The sequence below is a fragment of the Streptomyces sp. NPDC058880 genome (genome assembly GCF_042742535.1).
In the GTDB taxonomy this organism is placed as follows: Bacteria; Actinomycetota; Actinomycetes; order Streptomycetales; family Streptomycetaceae; genus Streptomyces.
Genome location: NZ_JBHYMC010000001.1, coordinates 68,995 through 95,115 on the forward strand (window position 1 = coordinate 68,995; position 26,121 = coordinate 95,115).

Here is a 26,121-nt window from a genome sequence, read left to right on the forward strand (position 1 = left end):
CACTTCTCGCGGCGCGCAGGGAGGTGCTGCGGCGCGCCCCCAGACCCGCCCCGGGATCTGGTCACCACCGCTCCCCGCACGCTCGATTCCCCCTACAGCCTGTGACCGCACTCGCGGTGACCGCACACTTATACGACCTTCACAGGGTGTGCGCAGCGTAGGCCAACCGTTCGACGACGAGCAACTATTCACAAGCTCTCAAGGCGTCCAAACCTTCACGCACGCGAACGGACGGCGATGCCGAAGCAGTACTGGACGCGTCAACTACCCACGAGTTGGGGCGGCCTGCGCGGGGAGGGTCACTCCGGCGCCATCACACCCGTGCGTACGGTGAGGTAGGTCACCCCACGTGACACCAGGGCCCGAAGGAGAGGCCCGCGTCCGTCAGGTCCTGTCGGGCGATCCGCAGCCCGCCGTCCGTGTCGATCATCGCGATCGTGACGGCGCCCCGCGCGTCGCGGGCGAGGGCGGGCAGCCCCGCGCACCGCTCCCCCACCGGCGCCCACCACGCGCCGTAGTGTTCACCCTCCGTAGGATATGCAGCGATTTCGGGACACCCCTCGGCTCCCCGCTGGAGCAGGATCGTGCAGTCGTAGCCGTTGATCCGGGCGCGGGTGACGCCGACGGGGCCGACACCCCCGGCACCACCCAGCGGCATGAGCGCGCTCGGGGCCCCGGCGGGCGTCCGGGGGCGGTAGGCGACGACTCCCCCGTCCGCGGGGTGGCGCCAGAAGTAGGTACCGCAGCCGGGGCTCGTCTCGTGGGAGCTGAACGTCCCCTCGACCGCGTCGGCCTCCATGCGGCCGAGCCAGGTGAAGGCGGCACCCGGCCCACCCTGGCCCCAGTACGAGGCGCCCCCTCGGAAGGGCGCGAGGAACTCGGCACGCCCCTGGGCCGTCACGAGCGGCGCCAGCGGACCGCGCACCCATTTGCCCTGATAGTCCTGCCAATTGCCCCATATGCCGTCCGGGCGGCGGGTCCTGCCCCGGACGCCGGTCCCGAACCGGGTGGCGAGCACGTGGAGTGCGCCGGCGCCGTCGGACAGCACGACCGGGTCGCCCTGCGGGGCTCGCGGCCCCTCCCCCTCCTCCGCCTTCGGGAAGGGGTTGCCCAGCGCTCGCCATTCTCCGAGAGGACGGCCTGTCTGGTACTGGGCGGCGACGACCAGCTCACGACCGTCCGGCGCCCCGTCCCGATGGCGGGTGCCGGCGAACCAGACGAAACCGCCCGCGTCCTGGCTGAGGGTGAACCGGCCGGCCCACCCCTCCACGGGGAACAGTTCGGGTCCACGCCAGACGTCCGAGCCGGGCGCCGACTCGGTCCAGCGGACCAGGCCCCCGGCACAGCTCGCGTAGGCGGTCAGCCGGCCGTCCCGCCCCAGGCGCAGCCATCCCGGCGCGAGGTGCCCCTCGCCGGCCGCCGCGGCTATCTCGGGGCCCGGGACCGCGGGCTCGACGGAGCCGACTCCGCGGTCCACCCCGTCACGTCCGCGTCGCGCCATGCCCTGGCCACTCCTGCCCACACTCGCCCTGTTTTGTCCGTCCGGCCCAGCGGGCCGTTGGACAATGTACGTCAGTACGCGAACCCGTCGGCGCCAGGGCCGGAATATCCGCTTCCTCGCGGCGGAGGCCCCCGGGTGACGGCGCCGTTCGCGCCGACGGCCGCCCCTCCCCACCCCGTACCCGCAGGCGCCGCGATCCGCGCGGTGCCTGCGGGCGGACGACTCCTGACCGCCCCTCAGGCGGCGCTGGGGGTCCGGCTCTGCCTGCGGGCCGGGCGGGGGCGGTGCACGGACCGGTGGGCCCCTCCAGTGCGGCCGTCCGGGGGGACGGGTTCAGGGGAGGTCCGCCGTCGGCGGGTCGGCCTCGTAGACGTGCGGAGTGTCCGACTCCCACTCCACCGGCCCGGTGCCGCCGAGGACGACGTCGTCGGGGTCCGGCATGCCCGCCCGCCGCAGGAACTCGATGACGTCCTCGTCCGAGCGGGCCAGGCCGAGGGGCTCCTCCCGTCCGGCGGTCCGCAGGGTGACCTGCCGGCCGCCCGACGGGAGGATCCGGTGCACGACGACGGGCGCATGATGCATACCCCCAGCCTCGCCGGGACGGCCCGGTCCGGCATCCCGGCGGTCAGCGCCTTCTGGCGACGGAGGCGGCGGCGTCCGACGGGCGGACGCGGAAGGCGGCCGGGTCCGGGTAGGTCGCCTTCTCGGCCAGGAGGACCGCTTCGATCTCCGCCTTGAAGGCGGGCTCGAAGAAGCCGACGCCGAGCAGCAGGCGCAGTCCGCGCAGCGTCGGGTCCAGCAGCGGTCTCGCCATCCGGGCGCCGCCGCCGCTGATGCCGGTGAAGCCGGCCCGGGCGCCCGCGGGCCGGGCCGGCACCCGGTCCTCGACGCCGGCCGTCGCGTAGCCGAGGATCAGCGCGAGTTCGGCGAGGAACTTCCGGGTGCCCAGCGCCATCTCCTCGGCGCCCTGGAGCGTCTGGACGGAGCCGCCCGCCACCTTGAAGTCGTCGCTGGTGCGCTTCAGGCCCCGCGACTCGTACACCGCGAGCGCCTCCTCGAAGAGGCGCCCCGCCTCGTCGACCGCCTGCATCGCCGCCACCAGCTGGTCGATGTCGATGTCGATCTCGCGCTTCACGCTGCCTCCTGGTCCGGAACTGTGTGCACAGACCGTAGGAGGCGAAGTCCCGCGGCGGAACACTTCTGCGCGGACGGATCTCGCGGCCCTCCGCCCCGGACGTGCGCGTGGCCCGGCCCGCGTCCACCGCCGCGGCCCCACGCGCGTCCGCCGCCCGGTGCGAAAAGCCCCACGGCCGGGCCCGGGGCGGGGATACTCGGATGCGTGGAACTGCACATCGATCACCGCTGGCTGCTGGAGCGGCAGGAGGCGCTGTTCAAGGACGTGGCGGTGGCCGACCATTCCGCCCTGGTCGCCGCCGTTGCCCGGCACCGGGTCAACACGCCCAGCCTGGCGGTGGACGACCCCGACGCCTACTGGCGCGCGGCCGCCCTGCTCGACGCGCTGGTACTGCTGCGACCACTGCCCGCCTCGAACGAGTACTTCGCCTACGGCGTCGCCGTCGCCTACATCGAGGCCTCCGGAGAGGCGGTGGAGGCCTCCTACGAGCAGTGGCGCGAGCTCATCACCGACATCCGCATGCTGCGCGTCAGCGTCTTCGACGTCGCCGCCCGGCTGCGGTCGTGGCAGCCCGCCTGAGAGCCGCCGGGCGGGGCGCCGGTCAGCGGCGGCGCTGGGCGGGGGTGCCCACCAGGAGCGCGTCGGAGACCAGCCGGGCACCGCGGGCGAGCCGGCCGAGCTGCTCCAGCTCCAGGGCGTACATCCTGATCGAGTTCTCGATGACCGATTCGGCGATGCCCATCGTGGGCAGCTCCGCGCGGCTCGTCTGCAGGGCCGCCCGCACCGCGCGCATCTCGTGCTGCAGCTGGAGCTGGACGTGCCGGGCGAGGAGAGCGTGGTGACGGGTCAGCGTCAGGTAGCCGCCGTAGCGGGCCGGGAGGAGGTCCCGCAGCCAGCGCGTGGCCGTGCGCTCCCAGTCGTGCGTACCGGGTGCCTTGACCTGCAGGGGCCAGTCCGGGCTGAGCGTAAACGTGGCCGTCTGGGGCATTCTCGTCACTTCCGAGTGGTTTCGAAGCTCTGATCGAGACGTGTCTGAGGGGCGGCCTCGGCCCAGGGGTTGACCGAGGCCGCCATGGGCGCTCAGCGGGATCCGAAAGCCTGGACTCGACCCGCGGTCACGACGTGAGGAGGAGGTTCGCCGTACCGCGGTGCGTTCGAGAGGACGTGGGGTCGTCCTCCTTGGCATCTGGTGGATCAGGAGCGCCGTCGTCAGTAAACATATATACCGTCGAGTAAGCAAGCGCATGAAAAATTTCATGCACATCAAAGGGTGAATATCGCCTGGTGAAGTCGGCGTGGGGGCCGAAGAACGCCTACAGGAAGAAGCCGTGCTGGTCGGCCACCTGCTCGTAGTCCTCCAGACGGGCCTGTGTCCGCTCGGGATCCGCGTCCGCCATCGCCTGCAGCAGGGCCGCCGAGAGCATCCCCGGCGCCGCATAGGAGTCGAACACCAGGCGGGAACCGGTCGCCGCTGTCAGGGCCACGTCGGCCTCGTCCACCAAGGGCCCGAGGGTGGGATCCGTGATCAGGACCACGCGCAGCCCCGTACTGCGGGCCGCCCGGACGGCGGAGAGGGTCTCCCTGGCGTGCCGCGGCATGGCGAACGCCAGGACCCAGGTCCCGCCGGCCGCCCTGGACTGCAGCAGCGCGTCGAAGGCCACGCTGCCGCCGCGCGTGACGAGGCGTACGTCGGGGTGGATGCGCCGGGCGGCGTACGCGAAGTACTCCGCGAGGGAGACCGAGATGCGCAGGCCGAGGATCGTCAGGGGGACCGAGGCGGCCAGCTCACGGCCGATGTCGAGCACCTGGTTGGTGTCCGCGAGCAGCCGGCGCACGTTCTCCAGGTTCTCGATCTCCGCGTCGACGGCCGCCTGCAGCTCGTTGCGGCGGATCTGCTCACGGGTGTCCGGGGCGCCGGCCACCGCGCTCAGTGCGATCGGCTGGAGCACGTCGCGCAGAGCCGGGTAGCCGCTGAAGCCGAGGGAGGACGCGAACCGGGTGACGGAGGGCTGGCTGACGCCCACCCGTTCGGCGAGCTCGGTGATCGACAGGAACGCCGCCTCGGTGAGGTGGTCGATCAGGTACTGCGCGATGCGCCGCTGGCCCGGGGACAGGCGGCGGCCGTCGAAGAGCGCGAGGAGCCGGTCGGCCGGAGGGCGGACCTCCACGGACGACTGGCCGCTCGGCGTGATCGCAGCCGCTTGTGCGCGTGCCTGCTGCCCCGATGACACCGGAGGGCCTCCTTCTCACGTCACTCGCGCCAAACATAGCTCACCCCCCGGACCGGTGATGATCAGTCCTGGGCGCGCGAGGTGACCGGAGCGTCGGTGCGGTCGCCGAGGAACTCGTACCAGCGCCGTTGGAGGCACAGATAGCGGGTGTCCGCCTCGGCGAGGTCGAGGAAGGAGCCGATCGTGGCGCCGAGCCGCTCGCCGAGGTCCGGGTCGCCGAGGGTGCCGTCCCCGGTGAAGGCGTGGTGGGCGCCCGCCAGGCTGAACATGTCGGGGTAGACGCGGGCGCCGAGGTGTTCGAGGGGGACGCGCAGGGCCCACAGCCCGCGGTTGCCTCCCACCATCGAGGGCGACGCCGAGACCAGCAGGGTCTGCTGGTCCTTGAAGGGCTGCGGACGGTATCGGGAGACCCAGTCGACGGCGTTCTTCAGGACGCCCGGCACGGAGGCGTTGTACTCGGGAGAGGCGATGATCAGTGCCTGCGCGGCCTCGATCCGCCGGCACAGGGCCAGGGCGCCCTCCGGCAGCCCCTCGCCGGCCTCGGCGTCACCGTCGTAGAGCGGCATCGGGAAGTCGCGCAGGGTCGCGGGTTCCGCCACGGCCCCGGCCTCGCGCACCATCGCCGCGACGAGGGCGGCGAGCCGGACGTTGACCGAGCCGGTCCGGGAGGACCCGGACAGGACCAGCACGCGCAGCGAGGAACGCGGGTGCTCGCCGTCGTGCGGACGTCCGGGGTCCACCGGGAAATGGTCGGTGTCTGTCGGGTTCATGCCGCCTCCTGCTTCTCTGCTTCTCTGCTTCCCAGCTCGGCTGCTCGGCTGCTCGGCTTATGGACTGCTCGGCTGCCGGACCGGCCGCCGCTCCCTCCCCCGCTCCCCTCCCCTCCCGCTTCGCACCTCCCCGCCACACCGGCGGACGGCGCGGCCCACGCGCGGCGGGACCCGCACACGCCGGTGTGCGGGTCCCGTCCGGGCCGCCGGGTCACTTCGCGCGGGGGTTCTCCCAGCGGTAGAACTCGTGGGCCATCGCGTCCTTCGGGCTGCGCCAGGTCTCCGGGTCGTGCGGGCTGACGTAGGCCGTGAGGCGCTCGCTCAGCATCCGGAACTCCGGGTGGTCCGTGACCTTGGCGATGGCCGGTCCGGGCGGCCGGTCCGCCTCGATGAAGTGCATGTACACGTCGCCGAACTGGAAGAGGCTCCGGCGTGTGACCCCTACCAGGTGCGGCAGTTCACCCGCGTCCGAGTCCGCGAAGAGCCCGGCGATGTCGGGGCCCGATCCCGGCGCCATACGGGCGACGATGAGAGCGCGGTGCGTGTCGTTCATCCGACGTGCTCGCCTTTCGTTTCAGAGACGGCTGGCGGCCGGGGCGTGGCCGTCGCGTACGCGCTGCTCGATCTTGTCCCGGATGAGCGCCATCTGGATCGGTGAGTTGCGGTTGATGTTGTCGGTCATCCAGGCGTCGTCCACGGGCGCGTCGGGCTTCATCGCGAAGTCCTGGGTCCACTTCATCCGGGTGCCGCCGGGCACCTCGAAGTACTGCCAGTGGATGTCCATGTGGGCGAAGGGGCCCGTCTCCACCCGCCGTGCGCGGACCGTGAGGCCCTTGCGGTCGACGGTCCGCTCGGAGACCCAGCTCCACACCGTGCCGTTCTCGTCGGGGTGCATGGTCAGGCGGAAGGTGGTCGTGTCCCCCTTCTGCTCCAGGATCTCCAGCGAGGCGTACTCGCTGAACAGCTGCGGCCAGCCGGGGAGATCGTTGGTCATCTCCCACACGAGCTCCACGGGCGCGTTGACGGTGATCTCGTTCTCGGTGTGTCCTGGCATGTCAGGCTCCAGTCATCAGGCTGTGGTTGACGAGGTCGAGGAATTCCCCGGGGGTCTTGCAGCGGTCGGCGTCGGTGGGCAGGGCCCGTCCGCGCCGGTTCTCCAGCTCACCGACGATGCCGAGCAGGCCCAGCGAATCGAGGCCGTACTCGTCGAACGAGGAGTCCGGACGGCTTGCCATCTCGGTGGGATCGACGGTGATGCCGGCGGTCTTCATCAGGGCCGCCAGCTCCTCCACTGTCAGTCGGTCGGACATCGCGTGCTCTCTTCCTGTGGGGGACACTCGGTTGCGGCGCACTGGCGGACTAGGGGCCCGCCGGGGATGCCTTGCGGACGACGAGCGCGGAGTTGGATCCCATTCGGCCGCGGCTGAGCACGAGCGCGGTCCGCAGCTCGGCCGTGCGGGCACGGCCCGTCACCAGGTCCAGGTCGTGGCACACGTCGTAGACGTTCGGGGTCGGTGGGACGACTCCGTGCTCCAGTGCCAGGACCGCGGCGGCGGTGTCGAGGGAGGGAGCCGCACAGTACGCCCTGCCGATACCGGACTTGGGTGCCGTGACCGGCACCTTCCGCCCGTGGTCGCCGAGCGCGTGGAGGATCGCGGCCGCTTCGGCCGCGTCGGCCTCCGGGGTCCCCAGGGCATCGGCGAAGACCACGTCGATGTCCTCGGGGCCGCAGCCGGCTTCCCGGAGGGCGCCGCGGACGGCGTGCGCCAGCCCCTCGCCCGCCTCGTCCCGGCGCAGGGTGCCGCTGAAGGTCGCGGCGTGGCCGGCGAGTACGGCGCGTACGGTGGCGCCGCGGCGTCGGGCCTCGTCCTCGTCCTCGACGACGAACATGGCGCCGCCCTCGGCGGGGACGTAGCCGCAGGCCTGGTCGGTGAACGGCCGGTAGGCGCGCTCCGGGTCGTCCCGCGTGCTCAGCCCCTCGTACCCCAGCTGGCAGACGATGGAGTACGGCGCGAGGGGCGCCTCCGTCGCTCCGACCAGCATGGCCCGACTGCCCCGGCGGATCGCCCGGTCGGCGTGCGCGAAGGCGTCGAGCCCGCCCGCCTCGTCGCTGCAGACGACCCCGCAGGGCCCCTTCAGTCCGCGGCGGATGGAGATCTGGCCGGTGCTCGCGGCGTAGAACCAGGCGATCGACTGGTACGGGCCGACGAAGCGCGGCCCCTGCTCCCAGAGGTGCTGCAGTTCGCGCTGGCCGAACTCACCGCCGCCGGAGCCGGCCGCGGTGACGACACCGAAGGAGAAGGGGTCGTCCTCGTAGTCGGCGCGGCCGAGCCGGGCGTCCTCCAGGGCGAGGTCGGCAGCGGCGAGGGCGTGGTGGGTGAACCGGTCGGTCTGCACGAGGAACTTGTCCTCGACCAGGGATCCCGGGTCGAAGCCCCGGACCTCGCCCGCGACGCGCAGCGGCAGGTGCTCGCAGCCCGCCCGGGTGACGCGGTCCAGGACGCTGACGCCGGACTGGGTCGCCTTCCAGAAGGCGTCGGCGCCGACGCCGTTGGGCGCGACGACCCCGATGCCCGTGATGACCGTACGGCTGGTCACGAGACCTCCTCCTTCGGCCGGGTCATGACCACGGCGGACTGGAAGCCGCCGAAGCCGCTGCCCACGGAGAGCACACTGCGCAGGTTCCGTTCCCGGGCGACCTTGGGCACGTAGTCCAGGTCGCATTCGGGGTCGGGCGTCTCGTAGTTGGCGGTCGGCGGCACCACCTGGTGCACCATGGCGAGGACGCAGGCCGCGAGTTCGATGGCGCCGATGGCCCCGAGGGAGTGCCCCACCATGGATTTGATGGAGGTCATCGGCGTCCTGTAGGCGTGGTCTCCCAGGACCTTCTTGACCGCCGCGGTCTCGTGACGGTCGTTCTGCTTGGTACCGGAGCCGTGCGCGTTGACGTAGTCGATCTCGTCGGCGGCGATCCCGGCCTGGGCGAGGGCGGTCTCGATGGCCCTCGCCATCTCCAGGCCCTCGGCGGTCAGGCCCGTCATGTGGTGGGCGTTGCCGAAGGTGGCGTAGCCGCCGATCTCGCAGTAGACGGTCGCACCGCGGGCGCGGGCCCGTTCCAGGTCTTCGAGCACCAGGACCGCGCCGCCCTCGCCGAGGACGAAGCCGTCCCGGTCGGCGTCGAACGGGCGGGAGGCGTGAGCCGGGTCGTCGTTGTTCGGCGACGTCGCCTTGATGGCGTCGAAGCAGGCCACGGTGATCGGAGATATCGGCGAGTCCGACGCTCCGGCGATGCACACGTCCATCCGGCCCTCGGCGATGGCGTGCACGGCGTACCCGATGGCGTCGAGTCCCGAGGTGCAGCCGGTGGAGACGGTCTGGACGGGGCCGCGTGCTCCCGTCTGCTCCGCGACGGCGGAGGCGAGGGTGGCCGGCGTGAACGCGCGGTGCAGGTGGCGGCCGGCCAGCTTGTGGTCGACGTCCCACCAGGAGCCGGACTGGCTCACGGCGACGTAGTCGTGTTCCAGGCGGGTGGTGCCGCCGACGGCGGTGCCGAGGGAGACACCGGTCCGCCAGGCCTCGTCCGAGGTGAGGTCGAGTCCGGCGTCGCGCACCGCCTCGCGGGCGGCGACCAGGGCGAACTGGATGTAGCGGTCCGCGCGGGCCGCCTCCTCGTCGTCGAGGCCGTGCGCGGCAGGGTCGAAGTCGACCTCGGCGGCTATCCGGGAGCGGAATCCGGTCGGGTCGAAGAGGCTGATGCCCCGTGTCGCCGTGCGCCCGCCGGCCAGCAGGTCCCAGAAGTCGCGGACTCCGATGCCACCGGGGGCGACCACGCCCACTCCGGTGACGGCCACCCTCCGGCGGGTCACGAGACCGCTCCCGTGCGGTCCGGCGGCTGCTCCCACGCGGTTCCCTCCGGATTCGGGGCCTGCTCGGTGTCCACGTGCCCCAGCTCGGGGCGCGGGGCGAGCGGGCCGAGGTGGAAGACCATGCGGGCCTCGATGTCCCCGACGTTGCGGAAGCGGTGACGGGTGTTGAGCGGGACGAGCAGCCCCTGGTCGGTGCGCAGCGGGTGGGGTTCCCCGTCGAGGTCGACCTCCAGCCGGCCGCTGACCACGTACACGAACTCCTCGGAGTACGGGTGGTAGTGCTCGGCGATCGACTCCCCGGGGGCCATGATGGCCAGGCCCATGAAGCCGCTGGTCGAACCCACCGAGGTGGGGGTGAGTACGGCCCTCAGGTCGCCACCGCGCCGGCGGTTGGGCGGCGTCTCGCTCAGGTCCACGATGCGTGGGCGCTGTTGGGTCATGGTGGTTGCCTCCTGGCGTGTGGGGAGAGCCTCGACGGAGATCGGGGTGGGGAGAGGGTGGGGAAGAGGGGAAGGGGGTGGGGCCGGACGGCCCCGGGGGATCAGGACTGCGCGGGTGCCCGGCGGTCGGTGATCAGGTTCATGGTGTGGTGCGCGGCACGGCCCCGCCCGCCGGGTGCGACCGTCAGGCGGGCGAGCACCGCGGCCTTGCGGGGGCCCGCGACGCCGTGGACGGTCTCCGGGTCGGCGTCGAGCGGGCCGCGCACGTCGATCAGCCGGACGACGATGTCGTCGCGCTGGAAGATGCTGCTGCTCCGGACGGGGCTCGTGGACCTGCGCGCTGCCGCCTCGTCCTGCCCGGCCAGGAACCGGGCGAGCGCCTGGCCGCAGCCGGGCTTCGCCGGGTAGTAGATCGCGTGCCGCTGCACCTCGTCGGACTCGGGCTCCGGTGCGGCGATGTGGTGGACGGCCGGAACGGCGGCGCGCATGAAGAACATGCGGGCCGATTCCGGGTCGCCGAGGTCGCGGTCCTGTTCGAGGTAGGGGTTGATGGCCTCCTCGACGGCGCGGACCTCGGGCTGTTCCGACACGTGCCGCAGGGCCGCCATCAGGTCGCCCTGGACCTCGACCGTCCGCACCACCCGGTTGCCGTGCATGAACAGCGAGGTGCGGCACAGCCGGGTGTGGTCGTCGACGCGGGCCGCCGGAGAGGCGTAGCTGGAGAGGATGGCCGCGACGTCCTTCTCGCTGCCCGGCTTGACGGTGAAGGTGAGGGCGTGGCGCACGATCCCGGCGCCCAGGCGGGGCGTGGACTGCAGACGCGCCGAGGAAGGGCGGGACGTCTGCTCGTAGCCGCGGCCGGTCTCGCGCAGGACGGTGAACTTCAGCGGGCGCATCGAGCGGGCGCAGGCACCGAGCGGCCGCACCTGTTCGGCGTGGTGGTCGCTGTTGACCCAGGCGAGGTACTGCGGGGCGCTCTCCCACTCGCTCGTGATGAGCCACTGTGAGGGGTTCTCGAAGGACTGGCACAGCTGGTCGCTGATGTGTCCCGGAACTGAGGCGATGTCGTCGCGGAGCTTTTCGTACGCCTCGAAGAACCGCTGCTGGGTCCCCTCGTGGAGGTCCATCAGAAGGACGACCCGGAGCATGGAGCCGTCGAAGGCTGACTGCGACACCCGCTCGGGCAGGGTGGTTGTCATCTACTCACTCCTTCTTGAGGGGGGTGGAGATCCATCGCGTACGGACCCCTCGTCCGTCACCGGTGGCATCCGCCCGGGCCGGCGGCCTCCTCACCGGGGGAAGGACAAACCGGCGCGTCCCGGGGGAGCCGCTGTCGCTCATCGTCATCCGGAGAGGGGCGTACCGCTACATGTCCGCATCAAGCGGGTGACAACCGGCGAATCAACCGGGCCTCGTCCAGGATCGGGGGCATAAAGAGTCCACTCCCCCACACAGAAAACAGGAGCCCGCAGCTGATGGAAGACAACGCCGATGTTCGCGTACCGGTTCTCGTCGTGGGCGGCTCCCTCGTGGGCCTGTCCACCTCGCTTTTTCTGAGCCGCCACGGAGTGAGGCACCTGCTGGTCGAGAAGCACTCCGGTACCTCCCCGCACCCGCGCGGCCGTGGCATCAACGCCCGCACGATGGAGCTGTACCGCACAGCGGGGGCGGAGCACGCGATCCGCCGGGCGGCGTCCGTACTGGAGGGCATTCAGGGCATTCTGCAAGCGCAGTCACTGACCGACACGGCCAACCACAACTGGCTGATCAAGTCCATCGACCCGTCCGGCGCACTGGCGCGTTTCAGCCCGACGCAGTGGTGCCTGTGCAGCCAGAACAACATCGAGCCGGTGCTGGCCGAGCAGAGCCGGGCACAGGGTGCCGACATCCGCTTCGGCCACGAGCTGATGAGCTTCGACCAGGACGCCACCGGGGTGAACGCCGTGGTGAAGGACCGTGCCACGGGCGAGCACATCACGGTGCGCGCGGACTTCCTGATCGCGGCGGACGGACCGCGCAGCCCCGTCCGCGAGCAGCTGCGGATCCCGCAGACGGGCAACGGCGAGCTGTTCCACAACGTGAGCGTCACCTTCCGCTCGGAGCGGCTGGTGAAGGTACTGGGCGACCTGCGCTTCATCGTCTGCTACCTGATGCGCCCCGGTGCCGACGGGGCGCTGCTGCCCGTGGACAACGACACCCAGTGGGTGTTCCACGCTCCCTGGCACCCCGACCAGGGCGAAACGCTGGAGGACTTCACCGACGAGCGGTGCGTGGACCAGATCCGGGAGGCGGTCGGCGTTCCCGATCTGGACGTGGAGATCGGCGGCAAGGCGCCGTGGCACGCGGCCGAACGGGTGGCCGAGCGGTATGCGTCCGGCCGGGTGTTCCTGGCCGGGGACGCCGCCCACGAGATGTCTCCCACCGGGGCCTTCGGCTCCAACACGGGCATCCAGGACGCGCACAACCTCGCGTGGAAGATCGCCGCAGTGCTCGGCGGGGCGGCGGGCATCGGACTCCTCGACACCTACCAGGCCGAGCGGCTTCCGGTGGCCAGGGCCACGAGCGAGCGGGCGTCGGCCCGTTCGGCCGAGCACAGCCACCCCGGGTACGCGCCTCCGCCCACCATGGGCGGCGGGCCGGGCAGCGGTGTCCTGACCACCGCGATGGCGTACTGCTACCCGCAGGGCGCGCTCGTCGGCGGCGACCCGGGGCGGCCCGTCATCCCGGAGACGCTGGGTTCGATGGGCGACACCGGGACCCGCGCCCCACACATGTGGCTGTCCAGGGCCGGTGAGCGGATCTCCACCCTGGACCTGTACGAGCGTTCCTTCGTGCTGCTCAGCGCCACGGGTACGCCGTGGCGGGCGGCGGCCGAGCAGGTGGCCGGGGAGCTGGGGGTGCGGCTGGAGGCGTACGCGATCGGCTCGGGTCCGGGGGCGGACCTGGTCCCGGAGGGCGGCGCCCCCTGGACCGAGGTCCACCGACTGGACGCCGACGGCACCGTACTCGTACGCCCTGACGGCTTCGTGGCCTGGCGCTCGGAAGGGGCCGCGGCCGACCCCGCGGCGGTCTTGCGCGAGGTCCTCTCGACGGTGCTGCGCCGGGCGTGACCACTCGTGCCCCTCGTCCGCCGGCCGTGCGCGCGGCCGGCGGACGGGGTTCAGCGGCAGGTCCAGCAACCTGCCCAGCAGCCGGCGTCGGGCTGGGCGGTGGGGCGGCGGCCGGAGCCGCTGCCGGCCCCCGTCCCGGCGCCGCCCGTCGCGCAGCCGTCACGGCCACGGTCGCGGTCGAGGGAGGTCCGGTTCGCGTAGCAGGCGACGACGACCGCGATCGCGGCCAGTTCCTCCGGGGCGGCAACGCCCCGTTCCACACGCAGCAGGCTCGCTGTCGGAGCATCGTTCGGCATCGGCACGGCCTCTCTCACGGGGGCTGCGCGTGCGCCCCGTCGCATCGCGCGGGCCGGACCGGCTCGGCGTCGACGCGGGCGGCACACGGGTGGCTCGGCGCGCCGACGGGACGTTTTCCGCAGGCGCGAACCGGCCTCTGGGGTCCGGTCGGATCGCCAGGACCCCTGTCGCGTCCGACGGTACAAGCGCCCGCCGGGCGCGGCACGGCGAGTCCGCGGCACCATGCGGGGCGGCCGTGAGCGGCCACCAGCCCCTGCTCTGCCGGGGGTGCGCCGGCCACCTGTACGCCGTCTGCACGACGGATCACACGGGTGGGAACAAGGTCGGGCAATGGGAGGTCGACCACGAGATGCCGGTGTCGTGTCCGCTGGCGGGGCTGTTGCCGCTGACCGGGCGGGGCGTCTGCGTCCACGACCTGCCCGGCGCCGAGGAGGTCCTGGGCCCCCGCCGCTGAAGTCCGGCGGACTGGGCCGAACGGGTGGGTTCCGTCCACCGCCGGCATCCGGCGGCGGACGAGTCGGCCGGGGTCCCGGTCCTGCTGACGGAACACTGCCGCCCCGCGCCCGGGCTGCCGGGTCGGGCGCGGATGCCGTGGAGCGGGAGCGGTCGTCGGTGCAGCCGCGCCGGACGCCGGCCGGCTCCCGCCGCACACCGGTGCGCCGGTTCGCCGGTCAGCCGGACCGGCGGGCGGCAACGGCCTCGGCCGTCCGCGTCCGCCACTGGTCCGCCGTCATCCGCCAGATGACGTCGATCCCCGATTCGCCGGGCGCGAGCGGTTCTTCGGGCGCCGGTCCGCGCCCGATCTCGGTGAATCCCGAGCGTCGGGCAACGGCCCCGCTGGCCTGGTTCGCGGCGTCGTGGTGGATCTCGATGCGGTCGATGCCCTCCAGCCGGAAGCCCTCGCCGACCAGACCGGCGACGGCCGCGGTGACCAGGCCCCGTCCGGTCCACGCGGGGTGGAGCCAGTAGCCGATTTCGAGGCCGCCCGCTCCGACGCGGCGCATGAGGGCGCAGCCTCCGATCACTTCGGCGCCCGAGGTGATCGCGTAGCTGAAGTCCTGCCCGGCCTCCCACTGCTCCTTGGCCCTGGCGAGGTATTCGGCAGTCTGCCGCCTGCCGGGGTCGGCGGCCCAAGGCAGCCACGGCACCAGGTGGTCGAGCGACTCGCGGATCGCCTGTTCGAGAGCGTCGAGATCGCCCGTCCGCCAGCGGCGCAGGACGACGTGGTCCGAACGAAGGCTTTCGGCCGGTGCTTCCATGCACCGGATGCTCTCTCGGCCCTGCTCCCTGCGGCAAGGCATTAAGAACTCCCAACGAAATGGTCTTCGAAGGGGCGGTTGCAGGCGCTGGGTTGCTGTCGGGCAGCTTGGGGCGATGAACTCGCATGAGCCGGTTCCTCGGGAGTTGAAGGTCCTCGATACGAACTCGCCGGTCGGGCTGGAGGAACGGGCATGCGAGCTCAGCCTCGACCAGCGGTTGGACCCGGCATGGGTGCGGGCGAATGCGGCGGCCGAGGGACGTCACCGCTGGACAGCTCCCCGAGCGTCCAGGAATGGCTATGGGGCAGGGGCGTCCCGGACCGGCCGTGAGGCACGGCGCCAGAAGATGACTGCGCATACCGGGCTGCGCACGACCGAGCAGACCGGCGGACGCGCCGCTGAACGGCGACACGGCCCCGGACGCCTGGTCCGGGGCCGTGTCAGTGATGTCACGGCGAACAGTGCCGCCGCGGGCTCACGCCTTGGCGTAGTGCACCGGGGAGCAGTCCTCCCAGGTCCCCTTCACCGCACAGATCTTGAGAGCCACCGTGGTCTCCTCGGCTATGTTGCCGCTCTTCCAGGGCGAGCAGTACGGCGAATTGTGGCCGCGGGTGCTGGCGACGCGGTCGGTGTGCCAGGCACCGCTCGGGTTGATGTCCATACGGACCTCGATGCCCACGCCGTCGGCGTAGAGATCACAGGCCCGGATGGCGTCACCCGGGACGGAGCCGGACGGGTCGGCGTTGAAGTAGCCGCTGCCGGCCAACTTGCCGCCATAGTAGGCAGTCATCTCCACGCTGGTGGATGCAGCGGCCTGACCGCTGAAACCGACCATCATCCCGACGGCGGCCGCACCGGCGGTGACGGCCTTGGCGGTCAGATTCATCGTGCGCTTCATGGGTCCTCCTTGGTCAGGGCGGGCCGCGGTGAGACGCGTGTTCATGGGTCCCCCCGCATGACTGGTCTGCCGCATCCAGGTCCCCTGCCTGGATACGCGTTCGAGCGCGTGGGGGATCCTATGGCCCTGCCGCTTCCCGGTCGAGAACGTATGCGCGGGTGCGGACCGGCCTGCCAAGGCCTGATCAGCGGCTATACCAGGACGTTCTTGTAGAACAGATTCGAGCGCCGGTCACCAGCGGCGCCCGACGCGAAGCCCAGGAAAAGGCGGGACTGTCCGGCGTTCGTGCGGTAGATCGCCAGTCCCTCCGGCTCACGGAACTCCAACGTGCCGCCCGCCTTCGTCAGAACCGGACCCTGCGTTATCGCACCCGTGTTCAGGTTCACGCTCGTGAGCTCGGCGTTGCCCGGCACCGGGTTGCTCGACGAGTACGCGTTGCCTGTCAGGTAGTACAGGTGCTGACCGTAAGTCGTATAGCCCTGCGCGGTGCCCCGAATCGACGGCTGCTTGAAGTAGGCCTTGGGACTGCTGAAGTCTCCTGCCTTTGCATCCGACATGGCGTAGACCGCTATGTACTTCGCGCCGTCCTTGTGGTGACGGACGGCCATGTTGTCGTAGACCGGGTCGATGGAGCAGGTGTACTCCACGGCCCCCGACACGGGGCTGTACTTGGTGATCGCCGACGATGTGCGGGACAGCGAACCGCCCTTCACGAACTTGAAGCGGCCAAGCCGGGTGCCGTAGCCGTTCGAGTTCGCGTCCACCTCGGTCCACAGCCAGCTCTCGCTGCCGCGGGGTTCCACACCGAACGACACCCCGTGGCCGAAGCCGCTGAGATGCATGTACGAAACATGGTTGCCGGCGAAGTCCAGCTGGGTGATGCACAGATCGCCGGCCTTGGTGTCGGTGCCGTTCCGCCGCTGTGCCACGAACAGACGCTTGTTGACGCTGTCGAAGGCGAAGCTCTGCTGCACGGTGTCGTCGTGCAGCGGCTTGTGCCGGAACAGGTCATACGAGGGCTTGGTCAGATCGAAGCGCGGCGACGCGGACACCGCCGCGGAGGCAACTCCCGCTCCGTACCCCAGGCCGAGCGACGCGAGCCCGATTCCGCCGCCCGCGCGCAGCAGACTCCGGCGGTTCAAACGTTCCTGCGGCATGAGTTCCCCCGATTGGACGAGTGTCGTGCGCACTGATCGCTTCGGGGAGTCTAACGGGGCGCCCCCGGCGGGATGTGGGCCTGCGGCACAGCCGTACGGCTGTGCGCGCCCGGTTGCGAGAGCCGTCCACAGCGCCTGGTGCCCGGGAGAAGTCCAGGGCGCTCACGCTGCAGAGCTCGGCCGGCAGGTCATGCCCGACCCGAAACCGAGTTCCCGCGGGAGACGCTCCCCACTCACCCCGGCGTGCAGGAGGAACAGAGCACCCTGGAACACCAGCCGGTCCGGATGCAGCTTGCGTCCTGGATACCGCTCCCGACCTGCAACCTTGGGCAGCAGCGGCTCGATCACCGCCCACGACCCGTCGTCAACACGCCACGGCTTCAGCCGAGTGACCCCGCATCCCGGATCGTCGCTTCCGCAGCGATCCAACCATCTCGAAGATCATTTCGTTCGGACGTCCCAGGATCCAGCCTGCCCCGGGTGACACAGTGCGTACGCACGGGACAGGTCGACCGAGCCGTCTCCGGAGAGCCGGAGGAAGTGTTCCACCTGCCAGGCCTGCGTACTGCGGGCCTGCCGGCTCGTGGTGGCCGCCCATGGCGGATAGACGCGGAACGCCCTCTTCCCGCCGGAGCCGTTCGTCGACACGACGTTCCGTTCGCGCAGCACCTCCCGCGGGAAGACGAACTGCCCGAAGTCCTCGCCCTGACGGGCGCTGATGACGAACAGGTCGACGGGATCCGCGGCATCGAAGGGCTGGATCGGCCCGCCCGCGGACCTCTTCCACACCGTGACGAACTGGCCGGCCTTCGCCGGGGTCGTCCGGGCGACACGGAATCGGACCGAGAGACCGTCCAGGGTGAACGCGCACGCCCCGTAGTCGGCGCTCTCCGCCTCGGGCACCGGCGGCGAGCAGGTGAATCCGCCCGGACCGTAGGCCAGGTCCATGGCCTTCAGCAGGTCGCCAGGGACCCGCGAAGGACCTTCGCGGGCTTCGAGGACTTCGCGTTCCATCGGCATGCCAGCCATCTTGCCAGATATCGAACACGCGAACGAGTAGAGACTTTCTCTTGAACTCCTGTGCGATCGAATGATCACCGTTGGTATGCTCCCGCACGATCGGAGGGGGCCGATCACGAAGAGCCAGGCCGGCCGGCCCGCGCGAGCGGCTGCCCGAGGCCTGCTCCCTGACGACCCCTTCCTCCGTGTTCGCCCAGGAGAGGGTGGTTGTGGACCCCACCGCAAGACGAACGTCACGCCCGCACCGAGGGATCGGGGCTGCCGCGCTGGCCCTGGTCACCTCCGCCGCGCTACTGGCCACGGCACCGGCCGGGGCGGCTGCCGCCCCGGCGGCCGGGGCCTCGGCCGCGGGAGGCCCCACAGAACTCGTACTGCCCGCTGCCCCGCGCGGCCTCCCCGCCCGGGACCAGCTCTTCGTGGCCGGCGACACCGGCCTCCTGCACGCCCGCGAGGGCGGCGACCAGCTGCTGTGGACCCGCTACGACACCGGCGCCACCACCGACACCGGCCTGCGACTGCCGGCCCCGGTCAGTGGAGACCTGGAGCAGGGCCAGCCCGCCGGCGGATACCGCGGAACCCCTGACCACCGCTACGGAACCTCCTCCGACACCGTCGCCGTCCCCACGGAGGCCACGGCGCAGGCACCCGCCCGGGTCGACCTGTTCGACCTGACCACCGGAAAGCCCGTCGCAGCGGGTACCGTCACGATCCCCACCGGGCAGAGCTACGCGGGGACGTACGGGCGCACCGTGCTGACGTTCGAGGGCAGCAGCTCCGCGGTCACCGGCTGGTTCCTGAACCGGCTGGACGGCGGCTCCACGATCCGCACCAAGGTGGTGCTGCCGGCCGGCGCGACCCTCGATACCACAGTGCAGGACGGCGACCGGGACTCGCTGATCCTGCGTCACCGCCTGGACGAACTGCACCGATCCACCCTCGTCGACGTCGTCACGGGGCAGACCAGCGCGCTTCCGGACGGGGACGGGTCCGAGCCCTCGCACACCTTCAGGCTGGCCGGGGGCAGAGTGCTGCGCACCGGCGACGGCACCATGGTGGACGTCCTGGACCGGGCACAGCCGCAGAACGTGCTGAGTTCCACCGATCTCGGCCTGTTCTCGGGCGAACTGAGGCTGCTCGGCGACTGGTTGGTCGTGACCGAATCCGTCTCGGCATCCCCGGGCGACAATCGGGGCCGTCCGCTGCGCTTCACGTCCGTCGGCTCGACGTCCGGAGCGGTCGAGTACGTGCTGGAGCTCGCCGACTCCCAACTGCTGCCCGCGCCGGACGGCTCGCTCATCGCGGTCGGCAGCCCCAAGGCGCCCGCGTACGCCACCCAGCCGCGGGTGGCCGTCCAGCGGATCACCGCGGCCGGCACCGGCACGCCGCAGGCCGCGAAGCTCACCGACGTCCCGCCGGCCCCGGCCACCGTCTTCGGCCTGTCGATCGGCGGCGGGGTGCTCACCGCCGCGTCGGACACCGTGCGCTTCCAGCCGAGCGACACCACCGGTTCATTCCGCAGCTACCGGATCTCCGACGACCCGACCCCGGTCAAGACCTTCGAGAACCTCGACGGAACGCACTCCATCAACACGTGCACGAGCCACGCAACCGGTTGCGTCGGCCTGCGGTCCACCGGCGACGGCCGGTACCTGGAGGAGGCGCCGGTGCAGCGGAAGGCGGCCGTCTTCCGCAGGATCGGCTACCCCGACTGGGCGGGCACCATCCCCACCGGTGACGTCGACGGCCTCCGGACCGCCGACGCCGCGGGCCGCTACGTGGCGCTCGCGCAGACCGCGAACGGCAACTGGACGTCCAACCACAAGGTCGTGATCGGTGATCTCGACGCCCGCGCTCAGGTGTACACGACGCAGGCGACCGGCGTCGCGATCCAGGGGGACACGCTCTGGCTCTCGCTGCAGGGCGACAGGACGGTCTACGCCAGGGACATGCAGGGCTCGGCGGACCGGGGCACCTTCACCACACCCTGCCCTGCCACCCTGCTGGAGGCCGTCGGACGCTACGTCGGCTGGGCCTGCCAGGACAGCCAGGGCACGGTGCGCACCAGCGGCGTGTACGACACCACGACCCGCCAGACCCTTTCGTTGCCGGTGATGAGCACCGACGCGACCAACAGGATCTCGGGCCGGGAGTCGCTGCTGGGCGACGGCTATCTGGTGCGTCAGGACCTGGCCGCCGGCCGGCTGCTGCTGCTCGACTTCCACGACGGCATCACGACGTCCGGCGGTGAGAGCACCGTGCGGGTCCGCACGCTCGCCCAGGGCGAGGAGTGGAAGCTCCAGCGGCGGCCGAACCGGTCCTGGGCGGTGGACCGTACCGGGCCGAACATCGCGTGGACCGACGCCGACGGGCAGCGCATCCACGTCGTCAACAACGGCATCGCCGCGGCGCAGGCCGGTGACCGCTTCACCACGCTGACCCCGGCCCGGCTGCTGGACACCCGGGCGGGCGTCGGCCGCCCCGGCACGGCACCGGTGGCGGCCGGCGGCGAGGTGTCGTTGCAGGTCTCGGGCCGGGCGGGCGTCGGCCGCCCCGGCACGGCACCGGTGGCGGCCGGCGGCGAGGTGTCGTTGCAGGTCTCGGGCCGGGCGGGCGTTCCGCAGTCCGGGGCCGACGCCGTCGTGCTGAACGTGACCGTCACCGACCCGGAGTCCGACGGACACCTGACCGTCTGGCCCTCCGGCACCACCCGTCCCGACTCCTCCAACCTCAACTGGACGACCGGACGGACGGTGCCGAACCAGGTCGTGGTGCCGCTCGGCGCGGACGGCAGGGTCTCCCTGCACAACGCCGGCTGGGGCACGGCGCACCTGATCGCCGACGTCTTCGGCTACTACTCCGCGGACACCTCGGGCAGCACCTTCACCCCGGCGGGCCCGGCCCGTCTGTTGGACTCCCGTACGGGCGTGGGCCGGCCCGGCACCGCCCCGGTCGCCGCCCGCAGCGAGGTGTCGCTGCAGGTGGCCGGCCGTGACGGGGTGCCGCAGTCCGGGGTGAGGGCCGTCGTGCTCAACGTGACGGTGACGGACGCGCAGGACGACGGGCACCTGACGGTGTGGCCGTCGGGCGTCGCCCGGCCCGACTCCTCCAACCTCAACTGGACGGCGGGCCGGACGGTGCCCAACCACGTCGTGGTCCCGGTCGGCGCGGACGGCACGGTGAAGCTGTTCAACGCGAGCTGGGGCACCGCCCACCTGATCGCCGACGTCTTCGGCTACTACTCCGAGGACCAGGCCGGCGCCGGCTTCCATGCCGCCGCCCCCCAGCGGGTGCTCGACACCCGGACCGGCAGCTCCGTGCCCGCCCGTGGCAGCACGCTGCTCGACCTCTCCGGAAACGGTGAACTCGGCCGGGCCAGGGCGGTCGTACTGAACGTGACCGTCACCGACCCGGAGTCCGACGGACACCTGACCGTCTGGCCCTCCGGCACCACCCGTCCCGACTCCTCCAACCTCAACTGGACGACCGGACGGACCGTCGCCAACCTCGTCACGGTACCGGTGGGCACCGACGGCAAGGTCGAGCTCGCCAATCTCGGCTGGGGCTCCGCCCACGTCGTCGTCGACCTCTTCGGCCACTTCGGCTGAGGGGTCGTTCTCCCGCCTGCGTCTCCCTGCCGGGTCGTACCCGGCGGGGAGACGGCTGTCGCGGCTCTTGACGGCCGCAGGGGTGCAGAGCACAGTGGCCATCGTTCTGAGAGCGCTCTCAGAACGATGGACCCGGGCTACCCGTCCCCCCGCACCCGCGCCCCGGCGCGCGCTTCAGAGAGGGCACCCATGCGCGAGACATCAGGAAGGAAACGAGCCGCCTTACGGCGGGCCGTCCTCGCCGCGATCGGCACGACCGCCCTGGTCGCCACCGCCGCGGCCGGAGCCGTACTGCCCGCGAACGCCGCGGCTCCCCCCACGCCCGCGGGCTGGACCCAGCTGTTCCTGGAGGAGTTCGACGGGCCCGCCGGCTCCGGGGTGGACACCGCCGACTGGCAGTACACCACCGGCACCAGCTACCCCGGCGGACCCGCGAACTTCGGTACCGGCGAGATCGAGACGATGACCGCCGACCCCGCCAACGTGTCGCTCGACGGCGCGGGCCACCTGCGCATCACACCCCGGCGGGATGCCGCGGGCCGGTGGACGTCCGGCCGCGTCGAGACCCGTCGGGGCGACTTCCAGCCCCCGCCGGGCGGCACGCTCCGCGCCGAGGCCCGCATCCAGATGCCCAACGTCACCGGCCCGGCGGCCAAGGGCTACTGGCCCGCCTTCTGGATGCTCGGCACCCCGTACCGCGGGAACTGGTGGAACTGGCCGGGCATCGGCGAGATCGACATCATGGAGAACGTGCAGGGCCTCAACACCGTCTGGGCGACGCTGCACTGCGGCACGAGCCCTGGCGGCCCCTGCGGCGAGACGTCCGGGATCGGCGGCCAGCGCACCTGCCCGGGGGCCGGCTGCCAGGCCGGTTTCCACACCTACGCCGTCGAGTGGGACCGCTCGACCGCGGTCGAGCAGATGCGGTTCTCCGTCGACGGACTGGGCTTCCACACCGTGCGCGCCGATCAGGTCGATGCGGCGACCTGGGCCGACGCCACGAACCACGGCTACTTCATCATCCTGAACGTCGCGATGGGCGGCGGCTTCCCCGACGCGTTCGGGGGCGGACCCGACGCCGGTACCGAGCCGGGCCACTCCATGGTCGTCGACTACGTGTCCGTCCTGCGGTCGGAGGGGGGCCCGACTCCGCCCACCACTCCCCCGACCACCCCGCCGTCCGGCAACCGCGACGCGTACGCCGCCATCCAGGCCGAGTCCTACGACGACCAGTCGGGCGTGGCCAAGGAGACCTGCACGGACGCGGGCGGCGGCCAGAACCTCGCGGCCCTCGGCAACGGCGACTGGGCCCTTTTCCGAGGCGTGGACTTCGGCTCCGCCCCGGCGACGCAGTTCCACGGCAGGGTCGCCGGCGGCGCCGCCGGCGGGGTCAGCGGGCTCGTCGAAGTGCGGCTCGACAGCCGGACCTCGCCCCCGGTGGGCAGCTTCTCCGTCGCCGACACCGGCGGCTGGCAGAGCTGGCGCACGATCCCGGCGAACATCACCGCGGTCACGGGCACGCACGACGTCTATCTGACCTTCACCAGCGGCCAGCCGGCCGACTTCGTGAACGTCAACTGGTTCGACTTCGGCCACTGACGGGACGGCGGGATCCGCTTCCGCTCGCGGGCGCGGCCGGTGCGCACCGGCCGCGCTGCGCCGTCCCCTCCCTGCCGCCGTGCCCCCCGTACGGCACTCTCCGCGACCGCACGGGCGGGTGGGCGGGCGCGGGGCGGGAAAGGTCCGGGTTTACCGGATCGGGCGGGCCGACCACGGAGGACATCGTGAAGTCCGGTGCGGGCGACGAGCGGCAGGCGCCCCTCTACCCCGGTGATGCCACGGGCGAGAAGGCGGAGGGCGTGCGGAACGAGGAGCCCGCTCGGAGTTCCGCGACGAACGGGCCGGACAGGGCGGACGCCGCGGTGCATGCGGCCGAAGCGGACGCGGCGGTGGATACGACCGAGCGGGCCAGCACCGGCAAACGGGTGGACGCCGACACGGAGGAACCGCTACTCGGCACGACGGAGACCGAGGAGTACCGCAGGAAGTGGAGTGAGGTCCAGGGCCGATTCGTCGACGACCCGCAGGACGCCGTGCGGTCGGCGGACACCCTGGTCACGGAGGTCATGCAGGCCCTGGCGGGCAGCTTCTCCACGCGCAAGCAGGGCCTGGAGGGCCGGTGGGACCGCGGCGAGCAGGTGGCGACGGAGGACCTGAGGGTCGCGTTGCAGCACTACCGCTCGTTCTTCAACCGGCTCCTCATCACCTGAACCGACAGCCGCCCTCGCACCAGCCGGGCAGCCACGTCCCGGACGGGGTCACGCCTCGTCCGGGAGGTGGATGTCCAGGACGCAGATGTCGTCGCGGTTCGCCCGACGCCGCCCCGCCAGCGTGCGGGCGAGCTCCTCGTCCGTGCCGCTCCCCAGAAGTCGGAGGGCGTCCTGCGCGAGCCGGTCCAGTCCGAGGTCGATGTCCTCGCCCGGCTCCTCCACGAGACCGTCGGTGTAGAGCAGCAGGCGGTCGCCGGGCAGCAGGTCGATGACGGCCTGTCCGTAGACGGAGTCGTGGGCGGCGCCCAGGAGGCAGCCGTCGGGCTGTGGCAGGAAGCCCGCCCGGCCGCCGCGGAGCAGCAGCGGCGGCAAGTGCCCGGCTCGGGCCCAGGTCAGGCGCCGGTCCTCGGGCTGGTAGCGGGCGATGACCATCGTCGCGGTGGCGGATGGTTCCGCGTCGGTGTGGAGCAGCAGGTTGTTGAGCCGGCGCAGGACGTCGATGAGGGCCGATCCGGTGATGGCCATGCCCTTGGCGGTGAACCTCAGTTGAGCCATGGTCCCGACGGCCGCGAGGCCGTGGCCGGCCACGTCCCCGACGACGAAGAGCGCGCTCCTGTCGGGCAGTTCGATGGCGCTGTACCAGTCGCCACCGACGTTGGCCCCGCTGTCGGCCGGCGTGCAGGCCACTCCGACGCACAGGCCGGCGAGTTCCAGGGACTGTTCGGGGATGGGTAGCAGGGTCGACTGGAGCCGGGCTGCGAGCGCGCGCTCGGCCTGGAGCATCCCGCGCTGGACCAGGGCGGCCCGCTCGCTCTCCCGCAGCGCGCGTTCGGCGTCCCGCTGGGCGGTGACGTCCTGGAAGAAGCCGTGGACCTCGACCGGGGTGCCGTTGGCGGCGGTCTGCGCCTCCACGACGATCCGCAGGTCCCGTACGCCCTCGCCGGTGGTGATCCGGAAGGGCCGGTCCACGGGGTGGCCCAGTCTCAGCAGCCGCCGGACGGACGCGGCGAGACCCTCGCGGTCCCCGGGCAGCACGTGGCGGGGCAGCTCCTCCAGGCCGATCGGCCCCAGGGCGGGCTCCCGGTCGAAGATGGCGTAGACCTGGTCGGACCAGACGACGCGGTCCGTCGTCAGGTGCCAGGCCGCCCAGCCGAGGTTGCCCAGGCGCTGCAGTTCGGCCAGTCTGCGGATCTCGCGCTCGCTGGTGTCGTGCCGGATCCAGGAGACCGCCAGGCGGTCCCCGAGACGGGCGGCCCGGACGGAGTACACCGACTCCTGGGGGAATCCGGCCCCCACGTCGTGGTACCGGAAGGGCTCCCCCTCGTACACCGCCCCCGTGGCGAGCGTGTCCTGGTAGCCCTCCCACAGTGCGGTGCCCGCCACGGTGGGATACGTCTCCAGGACCTTGCGGCCGATGAGCTCCTTGCCCCGGCGCCCGGCCACGTCGACCGACTCCGGCGCCGCCGCGTCGATGCGGTAGTCCTCGATCTCCCCCGCCGCCGAACGCAGCGGAGTGAGCAGGACCGCGGGGCCGGACAGCACGTCCAGGATGCGCTGCACCTGTTCCGCGGCGTCGGGGGCCGCCGCGCCCTCGGCCGCGCCGCCGCCGGGCGCGCCGAAGGCTCGCAGCAGCGCACCGCACAGCCGCACGGCCTGGCGCAGCAGCGTGCGGGTACCTGCGTCGAAGACGCCGGGCCTGGTGCGCAGGAACCCCACGGCCGCCCTGACGGCTCCGTCGGACGGTACGGGGACCCAGGCGCGCGAGGGCCAGCGCTCGGGCGGGTTGCCGATCAGCAGGTAGCGGCGCGCGTCCTGCGCCGGGTCCTCGAGCCACACGGAGTGCCCGGCGGCGATGGCTTCGAGGGCGGCGACGCCACTCAGCGGCGGAACGTGGGCCCATTGGCAAGCCAGTTCCTCGTCGATGCCGGCGTGCCCGGTCAGGTCCAGGCTGCCCGCTACCGTCACCGTGTAGATCATCACGGCGTCCACGCCGATCGCCTCGGCGAGCACGGCGCGCAGCAGCTCCGCGACGTCTGCCTCGTCCCGTGCCTCGGCCAGGCACTCCGCGATCCGGGCCAGCAGCGGGCGCAGCCCGTCCGCGTCCGGCGGACCGTCGCAGGGGCCCCCGGCGCCGACGGCCTGCTCCGGCCGGGCACCGCGGTCCGGGGCGGCCGGCACCGACGGGCCGGCCGGTACGGCGGGCGGCCGGCCGGGGCCGACCCGGCCCAGGACAAGCCAGCACTCCTCCATGAGGGTGCTGCCCTGCCTGGTCGCACGCTCCAGCAGCCTCTCGTAGGCCGCGTCCGCGGAGATGCCCTCCTGTGCCATCAGGACGCCCTTGGCGCGCTCCAGGACGGCCGTGGACGCGGAGACGCCCTCCAGGTCCGCGATCTCCGATCGCAGCCTGGCGACCACCTTGGCCAGCGCGAGCACCTCGGGTGAGGTGCCTTCGCCGGGGGGTCCGACGTCGTGCGTCATACGTCGAGGATGGCACGGCGCGCAGCCGGTGTGCGGTCTCGGCCCGCCCGCCGCGGCCCGGGGGCCTGCCGCGCTTCGGGCGCG

Annotated in this window: 25 protein-coding genes and 1 pseudogene; 6 read left to right on the forward strand and 20 right to left on the reverse strand. The window is 72.2% G+C overall.

The window, feature by feature from the left end; all coding sequences use genetic code 11:
- Positions 1 to 340: 340 nt before the first annotated feature.
- From ACFW2G_RS00280 to ACFW2G_RS00290, 3 genes are all read right to left on the reverse strand, one after another.
- The gene (locus ACFW2G_RS00280; RefSeq protein ID WP_157840249.1) at positions 341 to 1,501 is read right to left on the reverse strand and encodes a hypothetical protein; all 1,161 of its coding nucleotides are present in this window, start codon (positions 1,499 to 1,501) and stop codon (positions 341 to 343) included.
- Between the two features lie 333 nt (positions 1,502 to 1,834).
- The gene (locus ACFW2G_RS00285) at positions 1,835 to 2,083 is read right to left on the reverse strand and encodes a hypothetical protein (RefSeq protein ID WP_384450579.1); all 249 of its coding nucleotides are present in this window, start codon (positions 2,081 to 2,083) and stop codon (positions 1,835 to 1,837) included.
- Between the two features lie 43 nt (positions 2,084 to 2,126).
- The gene (locus ACFW2G_RS00290; protein WP_384450582.1) at positions 2,127 to 2,636 is read right to left on the reverse strand and encodes a hypothetical protein; all 510 of its coding nucleotides are present in this window, start codon (positions 2,634 to 2,636) and stop codon (positions 2,127 to 2,129) included.
- A 204-nt stretch (positions 2,637 to 2,840) separates the two neighbouring features.
- Between ACFW2G_RS00290 and ACFW2G_RS00295 the strand changes: the two genes are divergently transcribed.
- Positions 2,841 to 3,215, forward strand: coding sequence for a hypothetical protein (locus tag ACFW2G_RS00295; protein WP_037922243.1), 375 nt, complete (start codon positions 2,841 to 2,843; stop codon positions 3,213 to 3,215).
- A gap of 22 nt (positions 3,216 to 3,237) precedes the next feature.
- Here the strand turns inward: ACFW2G_RS00295 and ACFW2G_RS00300 are convergent, their stop codons facing one another.
- From ACFW2G_RS00300 to ACFW2G_RS00345, 10 genes are all read right to left on the reverse strand, one after another.
- A complete protein-coding gene (locus ACFW2G_RS00300) occupies positions 3,238 to 3,624 on the reverse strand; it encodes a hypothetical protein (RefSeq protein ID WP_030848295.1) in 387 nt (128 codons plus the stop codon).
- A 325-nt stretch (positions 3,625 to 3,949) separates the two neighbouring features.
- Positions 3,950 to 4,867, reverse strand: coding sequence for a MurR/RpiR family transcriptional regulator (locus ACFW2G_RS00305; RefSeq protein WP_037922238.1), 918 nt, complete (start codon positions 4,865 to 4,867; stop codon positions 3,950 to 3,952).
- A 62-nt stretch (positions 4,868 to 4,929) separates the two neighbouring features.
- The gene (locus tag ACFW2G_RS00310) at positions 4,930 to 5,637 is read right to left on the reverse strand and encodes an NADPH-dependent FMN reductase (protein ID WP_384583426.1); all 708 of its coding nucleotides are present in this window, start codon (positions 5,635 to 5,637) and stop codon (positions 4,930 to 4,932) included.
- A 211-nt stretch (positions 5,638 to 5,848) separates the two neighbouring features.
- Positions 5,849 to 6,190 carry a TcmI family type II polyketide cyclase gene (locus ACFW2G_RS00315; protein ID WP_037922236.1) on the reverse strand — a complete coding sequence of 114 codons (342 nt, stop codon included), beginning with the start codon at positions 6,188 to 6,190 and terminating at the stop codon, positions 5,849 to 5,851.
- 21 nt (positions 6,191 to 6,211) lie between these two features.
- Positions 6,212 to 6,691, reverse strand: a complete 480-nt coding sequence (locus ACFW2G_RS00320) for an SRPBCC family protein (protein ID WP_037922235.1) — start codon at positions 6,689 to 6,691, stop codon at positions 6,212 to 6,214.
- 1 nt (position 6,692) lies between these two features.
- Positions 6,693 to 6,947, reverse strand: coding sequence for an acyl carrier protein (locus ACFW2G_RS00325; RefSeq protein ID WP_037922233.1), 255 nt, complete (start codon positions 6,945 to 6,947; stop codon positions 6,693 to 6,695).
- 49 nt (positions 6,948 to 6,996) lie between these two features.
- Positions 6,997 to 8,235 carry a beta-ketoacyl synthase N-terminal-like domain-containing protein gene (locus tag ACFW2G_RS00330; protein WP_037922231.1) on the reverse strand — a complete coding sequence of 413 codons (1,239 nt, stop codon included), beginning with the start codon at positions 8,233 to 8,235 and terminating at the stop codon, positions 6,997 to 6,999.
- Positions 8,232 to 9,503, reverse strand: a complete 1,272-nt coding sequence (locus ACFW2G_RS00335; RefSeq protein ID WP_037922230.1) for a beta-ketoacyl synthase — start codon at positions 9,501 to 9,503, stop codon at positions 8,232 to 8,234. The genes ACFW2G_RS00330 and ACFW2G_RS00335 overlap by 4 nt, the downstream gene beginning before the upstream one ends.
- Positions 9,500 to 9,943 carry a cupin domain-containing protein gene (locus ACFW2G_RS00340; RefSeq protein WP_384450592.1) on the reverse strand — a complete coding sequence of 148 codons (444 nt, stop codon included), beginning with the start codon at positions 9,941 to 9,943 and terminating at the stop codon, positions 9,500 to 9,502. The genes ACFW2G_RS00335 and ACFW2G_RS00340 overlap by 4 nt, the downstream gene beginning before the upstream one ends.
- A 101-nt stretch (positions 9,944 to 10,044) precedes the next feature.
- Complete coding sequence (locus ACFW2G_RS00345; protein ID WP_037922229.1) at positions 10,045 to 11,142, reverse strand: SchA/CurD-like domain-containing protein; 1,098 nt, start codon at positions 11,140 to 11,142, stop codon at positions 10,045 to 10,047.
- A gap of 276 nt (positions 11,143 to 11,418) precedes the next feature.
- Here ACFW2G_RS00345 and ACFW2G_RS00350 point away from each other — a divergent pair, with 276 nt between their 5' ends.
- Entirely contained in the window at positions 11,419 to 13,053 is a 1,635-nt protein-coding gene (locus ACFW2G_RS00350) for an FAD-dependent monooxygenase (protein ID WP_037922227.1), read from the forward strand.
- A 50-nt stretch (positions 13,054 to 13,103) separates the two neighbouring features.
- Here the strand turns inward: ACFW2G_RS00350 and ACFW2G_RS00355 are convergent, their stop codons facing one another.
- Positions 13,104 to 13,313, reverse strand: coding sequence for an acyl-CoA carboxylase subunit epsilon (locus ACFW2G_RS00355; RefSeq protein WP_384450597.1), 210 nt, complete (start codon positions 13,311 to 13,313; stop codon positions 13,104 to 13,106).
- Positions 13,314 to 13,585: 272 nt separating this feature from the next.
- Here ACFW2G_RS00355 and ACFW2G_RS00360 point away from each other — a divergent pair, with 272 nt between their 5' ends.
- Positions 13,586 to 13,804 (forward strand): hypothetical protein, encoded by a 219-nt coding sequence (locus ACFW2G_RS00360; protein ID WP_030848328.1) that lies wholly within the window; start codon positions 13,586 to 13,588, stop codon positions 13,802 to 13,804.
- 217 nt (positions 13,805 to 14,021) lie between these two features.
- On the opposite strand, the gene ACFW2G_RS00365 is transcribed toward ACFW2G_RS00360, so the two are convergent.
- The 5 genes and pseudogenes from ACFW2G_RS00365 to ACFW2G_RS00385 all read right to left on the reverse strand — a co-directional run bounded on the left by ACFW2G_RS00365 (position 14,022) and on the right by ACFW2G_RS00385 (position 17,684).
- Entirely contained in the window at positions 14,022 to 14,609 is a 588-nt protein-coding gene (locus ACFW2G_RS00365; protein WP_384583423.1) for a GNAT family N-acetyltransferase, read from the reverse strand.
- A gap of 475 nt (positions 14,610 to 15,084) precedes the next feature.
- Positions 15,085 to 15,507: a hypothetical protein gene (locus ACFW2G_RS00370; protein ID WP_037922223.1), complete on the reverse strand. Its 423-nt coding sequence runs from the start codon at positions 15,505 to 15,507 to the stop codon at positions 15,085 to 15,087.
- A gap of 191 nt (positions 15,508 to 15,698) precedes the next feature.
- Entirely contained in the window at positions 15,699 to 16,697 is a 999-nt protein-coding gene (locus ACFW2G_RS00375; protein ID WP_384680802.1) for a teichoic acid biosynthesis protein C, read from the reverse strand.
- 150 nt (positions 16,698 to 16,847) lie between these two features.
- Positions 16,848 to 17,093: pseudogene (locus ACFW2G_RS00380) on the reverse strand (transposase); the annotation flags it as partial.
- Positions 17,094 to 17,105: 12 nt separating this feature from the next.
- Entirely contained in the window at positions 17,106 to 17,684 is a 579-nt protein-coding gene (locus ACFW2G_RS00385; RefSeq protein ID WP_384583420.1) for a MepB family protein, read from the reverse strand.
- Positions 17,685 to 17,893: 209 nt separating this feature from the next.
- Between ACFW2G_RS00385 and ACFW2G_RS00390 the strand changes: the two genes are divergently transcribed.
- The 3 genes from ACFW2G_RS00390 (at position 17,894) to ACFW2G_RS00400 (ending at position 23,559) form a co-directional block, all read left to right on the forward strand.
- The gene (locus ACFW2G_RS00390; protein WP_384680804.1) at positions 17,894 to 21,289 is read left to right on the forward strand and encodes a hypothetical protein; all 3,396 of its coding nucleotides are present in this window, start codon (positions 17,894 to 17,896) and stop codon (positions 21,287 to 21,289) included.
- A gap of 189 nt (positions 21,290 to 21,478) precedes the next feature.
- Positions 21,479 to 22,888, forward strand: a complete 1,410-nt coding sequence (locus ACFW2G_RS00395; RefSeq protein WP_037922215.1) for a glycoside hydrolase family 16 protein — start codon at positions 21,479 to 21,481, stop codon at positions 22,886 to 22,888.
- Positions 22,889 to 23,073: 185 nt separating this feature from the next.
- Positions 23,074 to 23,559, forward strand: coding sequence for a hypothetical protein (locus ACFW2G_RS00400; RefSeq protein ID WP_384583414.1), 486 nt, complete (start codon positions 23,074 to 23,076; stop codon positions 23,557 to 23,559).
- 48 nt (positions 23,560 to 23,607) lie between these two features.
- Here ACFW2G_RS00400 and ACFW2G_RS00405 read toward each other — a convergent pair whose 3' ends face one another.
- Positions 23,608 to 26,037: a SpoIIE family protein phosphatase gene (locus ACFW2G_RS00405; protein WP_384450614.1), complete on the reverse strand. Its 2,430-nt coding sequence runs from the start codon at positions 26,035 to 26,037 to the stop codon at positions 23,608 to 23,610.
- Positions 26,038 to 26,121 lie beyond the last annotated feature (84 nt).

Excerpts from the sequence above, each read along its gene's own strand:
- ACFW2G_RS00280 (WP_157840249.1), bottom strand. The coding sequence starts at position 1,501 with ATGGCGCGACGCGGACGTGACGGGGTGGACCGCGGAGTCGGCTCCGTC.
- ACFW2G_RS00285 (WP_384450579.1), bottom strand. The coding sequence starts at position 2,083 with ATGCATCATGCGCCCGTCGTCGTGCACCGGATCCTCCCGTCGGGCGGC.
- ACFW2G_RS00300 (WP_030848295.1), bottom strand. The coding sequence starts at position 3,624 with ATGCCCCAGACGGCCACGTTTACGCTCAGCCCGGACTGGCCCCTGCAG.
- ACFW2G_RS00310 (WP_384583426.1), bottom strand. The coding sequence starts at position 5,637 with ATGAACCCGACAGACACCGACCATTTCCCGGTGGACCCCGGACGTCCG.
- ACFW2G_RS00315 (WP_037922236.1), bottom strand. The coding sequence starts at position 6,190 with ATGAACGACACGCACCGCGCTCTCATCGTCGCCCGTATGGCGCCGGGA.
- ACFW2G_RS00320 (WP_037922235.1), bottom strand. The coding sequence starts at position 6,691 with ATGCCAGGACACACCGAGAACGAGATCACCGTCAACGCGCCCGTGGAG.
- ACFW2G_RS00325 (WP_037922233.1), bottom strand. The coding sequence starts at position 6,947 with ATGTCCGACCGACTGACAGTGGAGGAGCTGGCGGCCCTGATGAAGACC.
- ACFW2G_RS00340 (WP_384450592.1), bottom strand. The coding sequence starts at position 9,943 with ATGACCCAACAGCGCCCACGCATCGTGGACCTGAGCGAGACGCCGCCC.
- ACFW2G_RS00345 (WP_037922229.1), bottom strand. The coding sequence starts at position 11,142 with ATGACAACCACCCTGCCCGAGCGGGTGTCGCAGTCAGCCTTCGACGGC.
- ACFW2G_RS00350 (WP_037922227.1), top strand. The coding sequence starts at position 11,419 with ATGGAAGACAACGCCGATGTTCGCGTACCGGTTCTCGTCGTGGGCGGC.
- ACFW2G_RS00365 (WP_384583423.1), bottom strand. The coding sequence starts at position 14,609 with ATGGAAGCACCGGCCGAAAGCCTTCGTTCGGACCACGTCGTCCTGCGC.
- ACFW2G_RS00370 (WP_037922223.1), bottom strand. The coding sequence starts at position 15,507 with ATGAAGCGCACGATGAATCTGACCGCCAAGGCCGTCACCGCCGGTGCG.
- ACFW2G_RS00385 (WP_384583420.1), bottom strand. The coding sequence starts at position 17,684 with ATGCCGATGGAACGCGAAGTCCTCGAAGCCCGCGAAGGTCCTTCGCGG.
- ACFW2G_RS00395 (WP_037922215.1), top strand. The coding sequence starts at position 21,479 with ATGCGCGAGACATCAGGAAGGAAACGAGCCGCCTTACGGCGGGCCGTC.
- ACFW2G_RS00405 (WP_384450614.1), bottom strand. The coding sequence starts at position 26,037 with ATGACGCACGACGTCGGACCCCCCGGCGAAGGCACCTCACCCGAGGTG.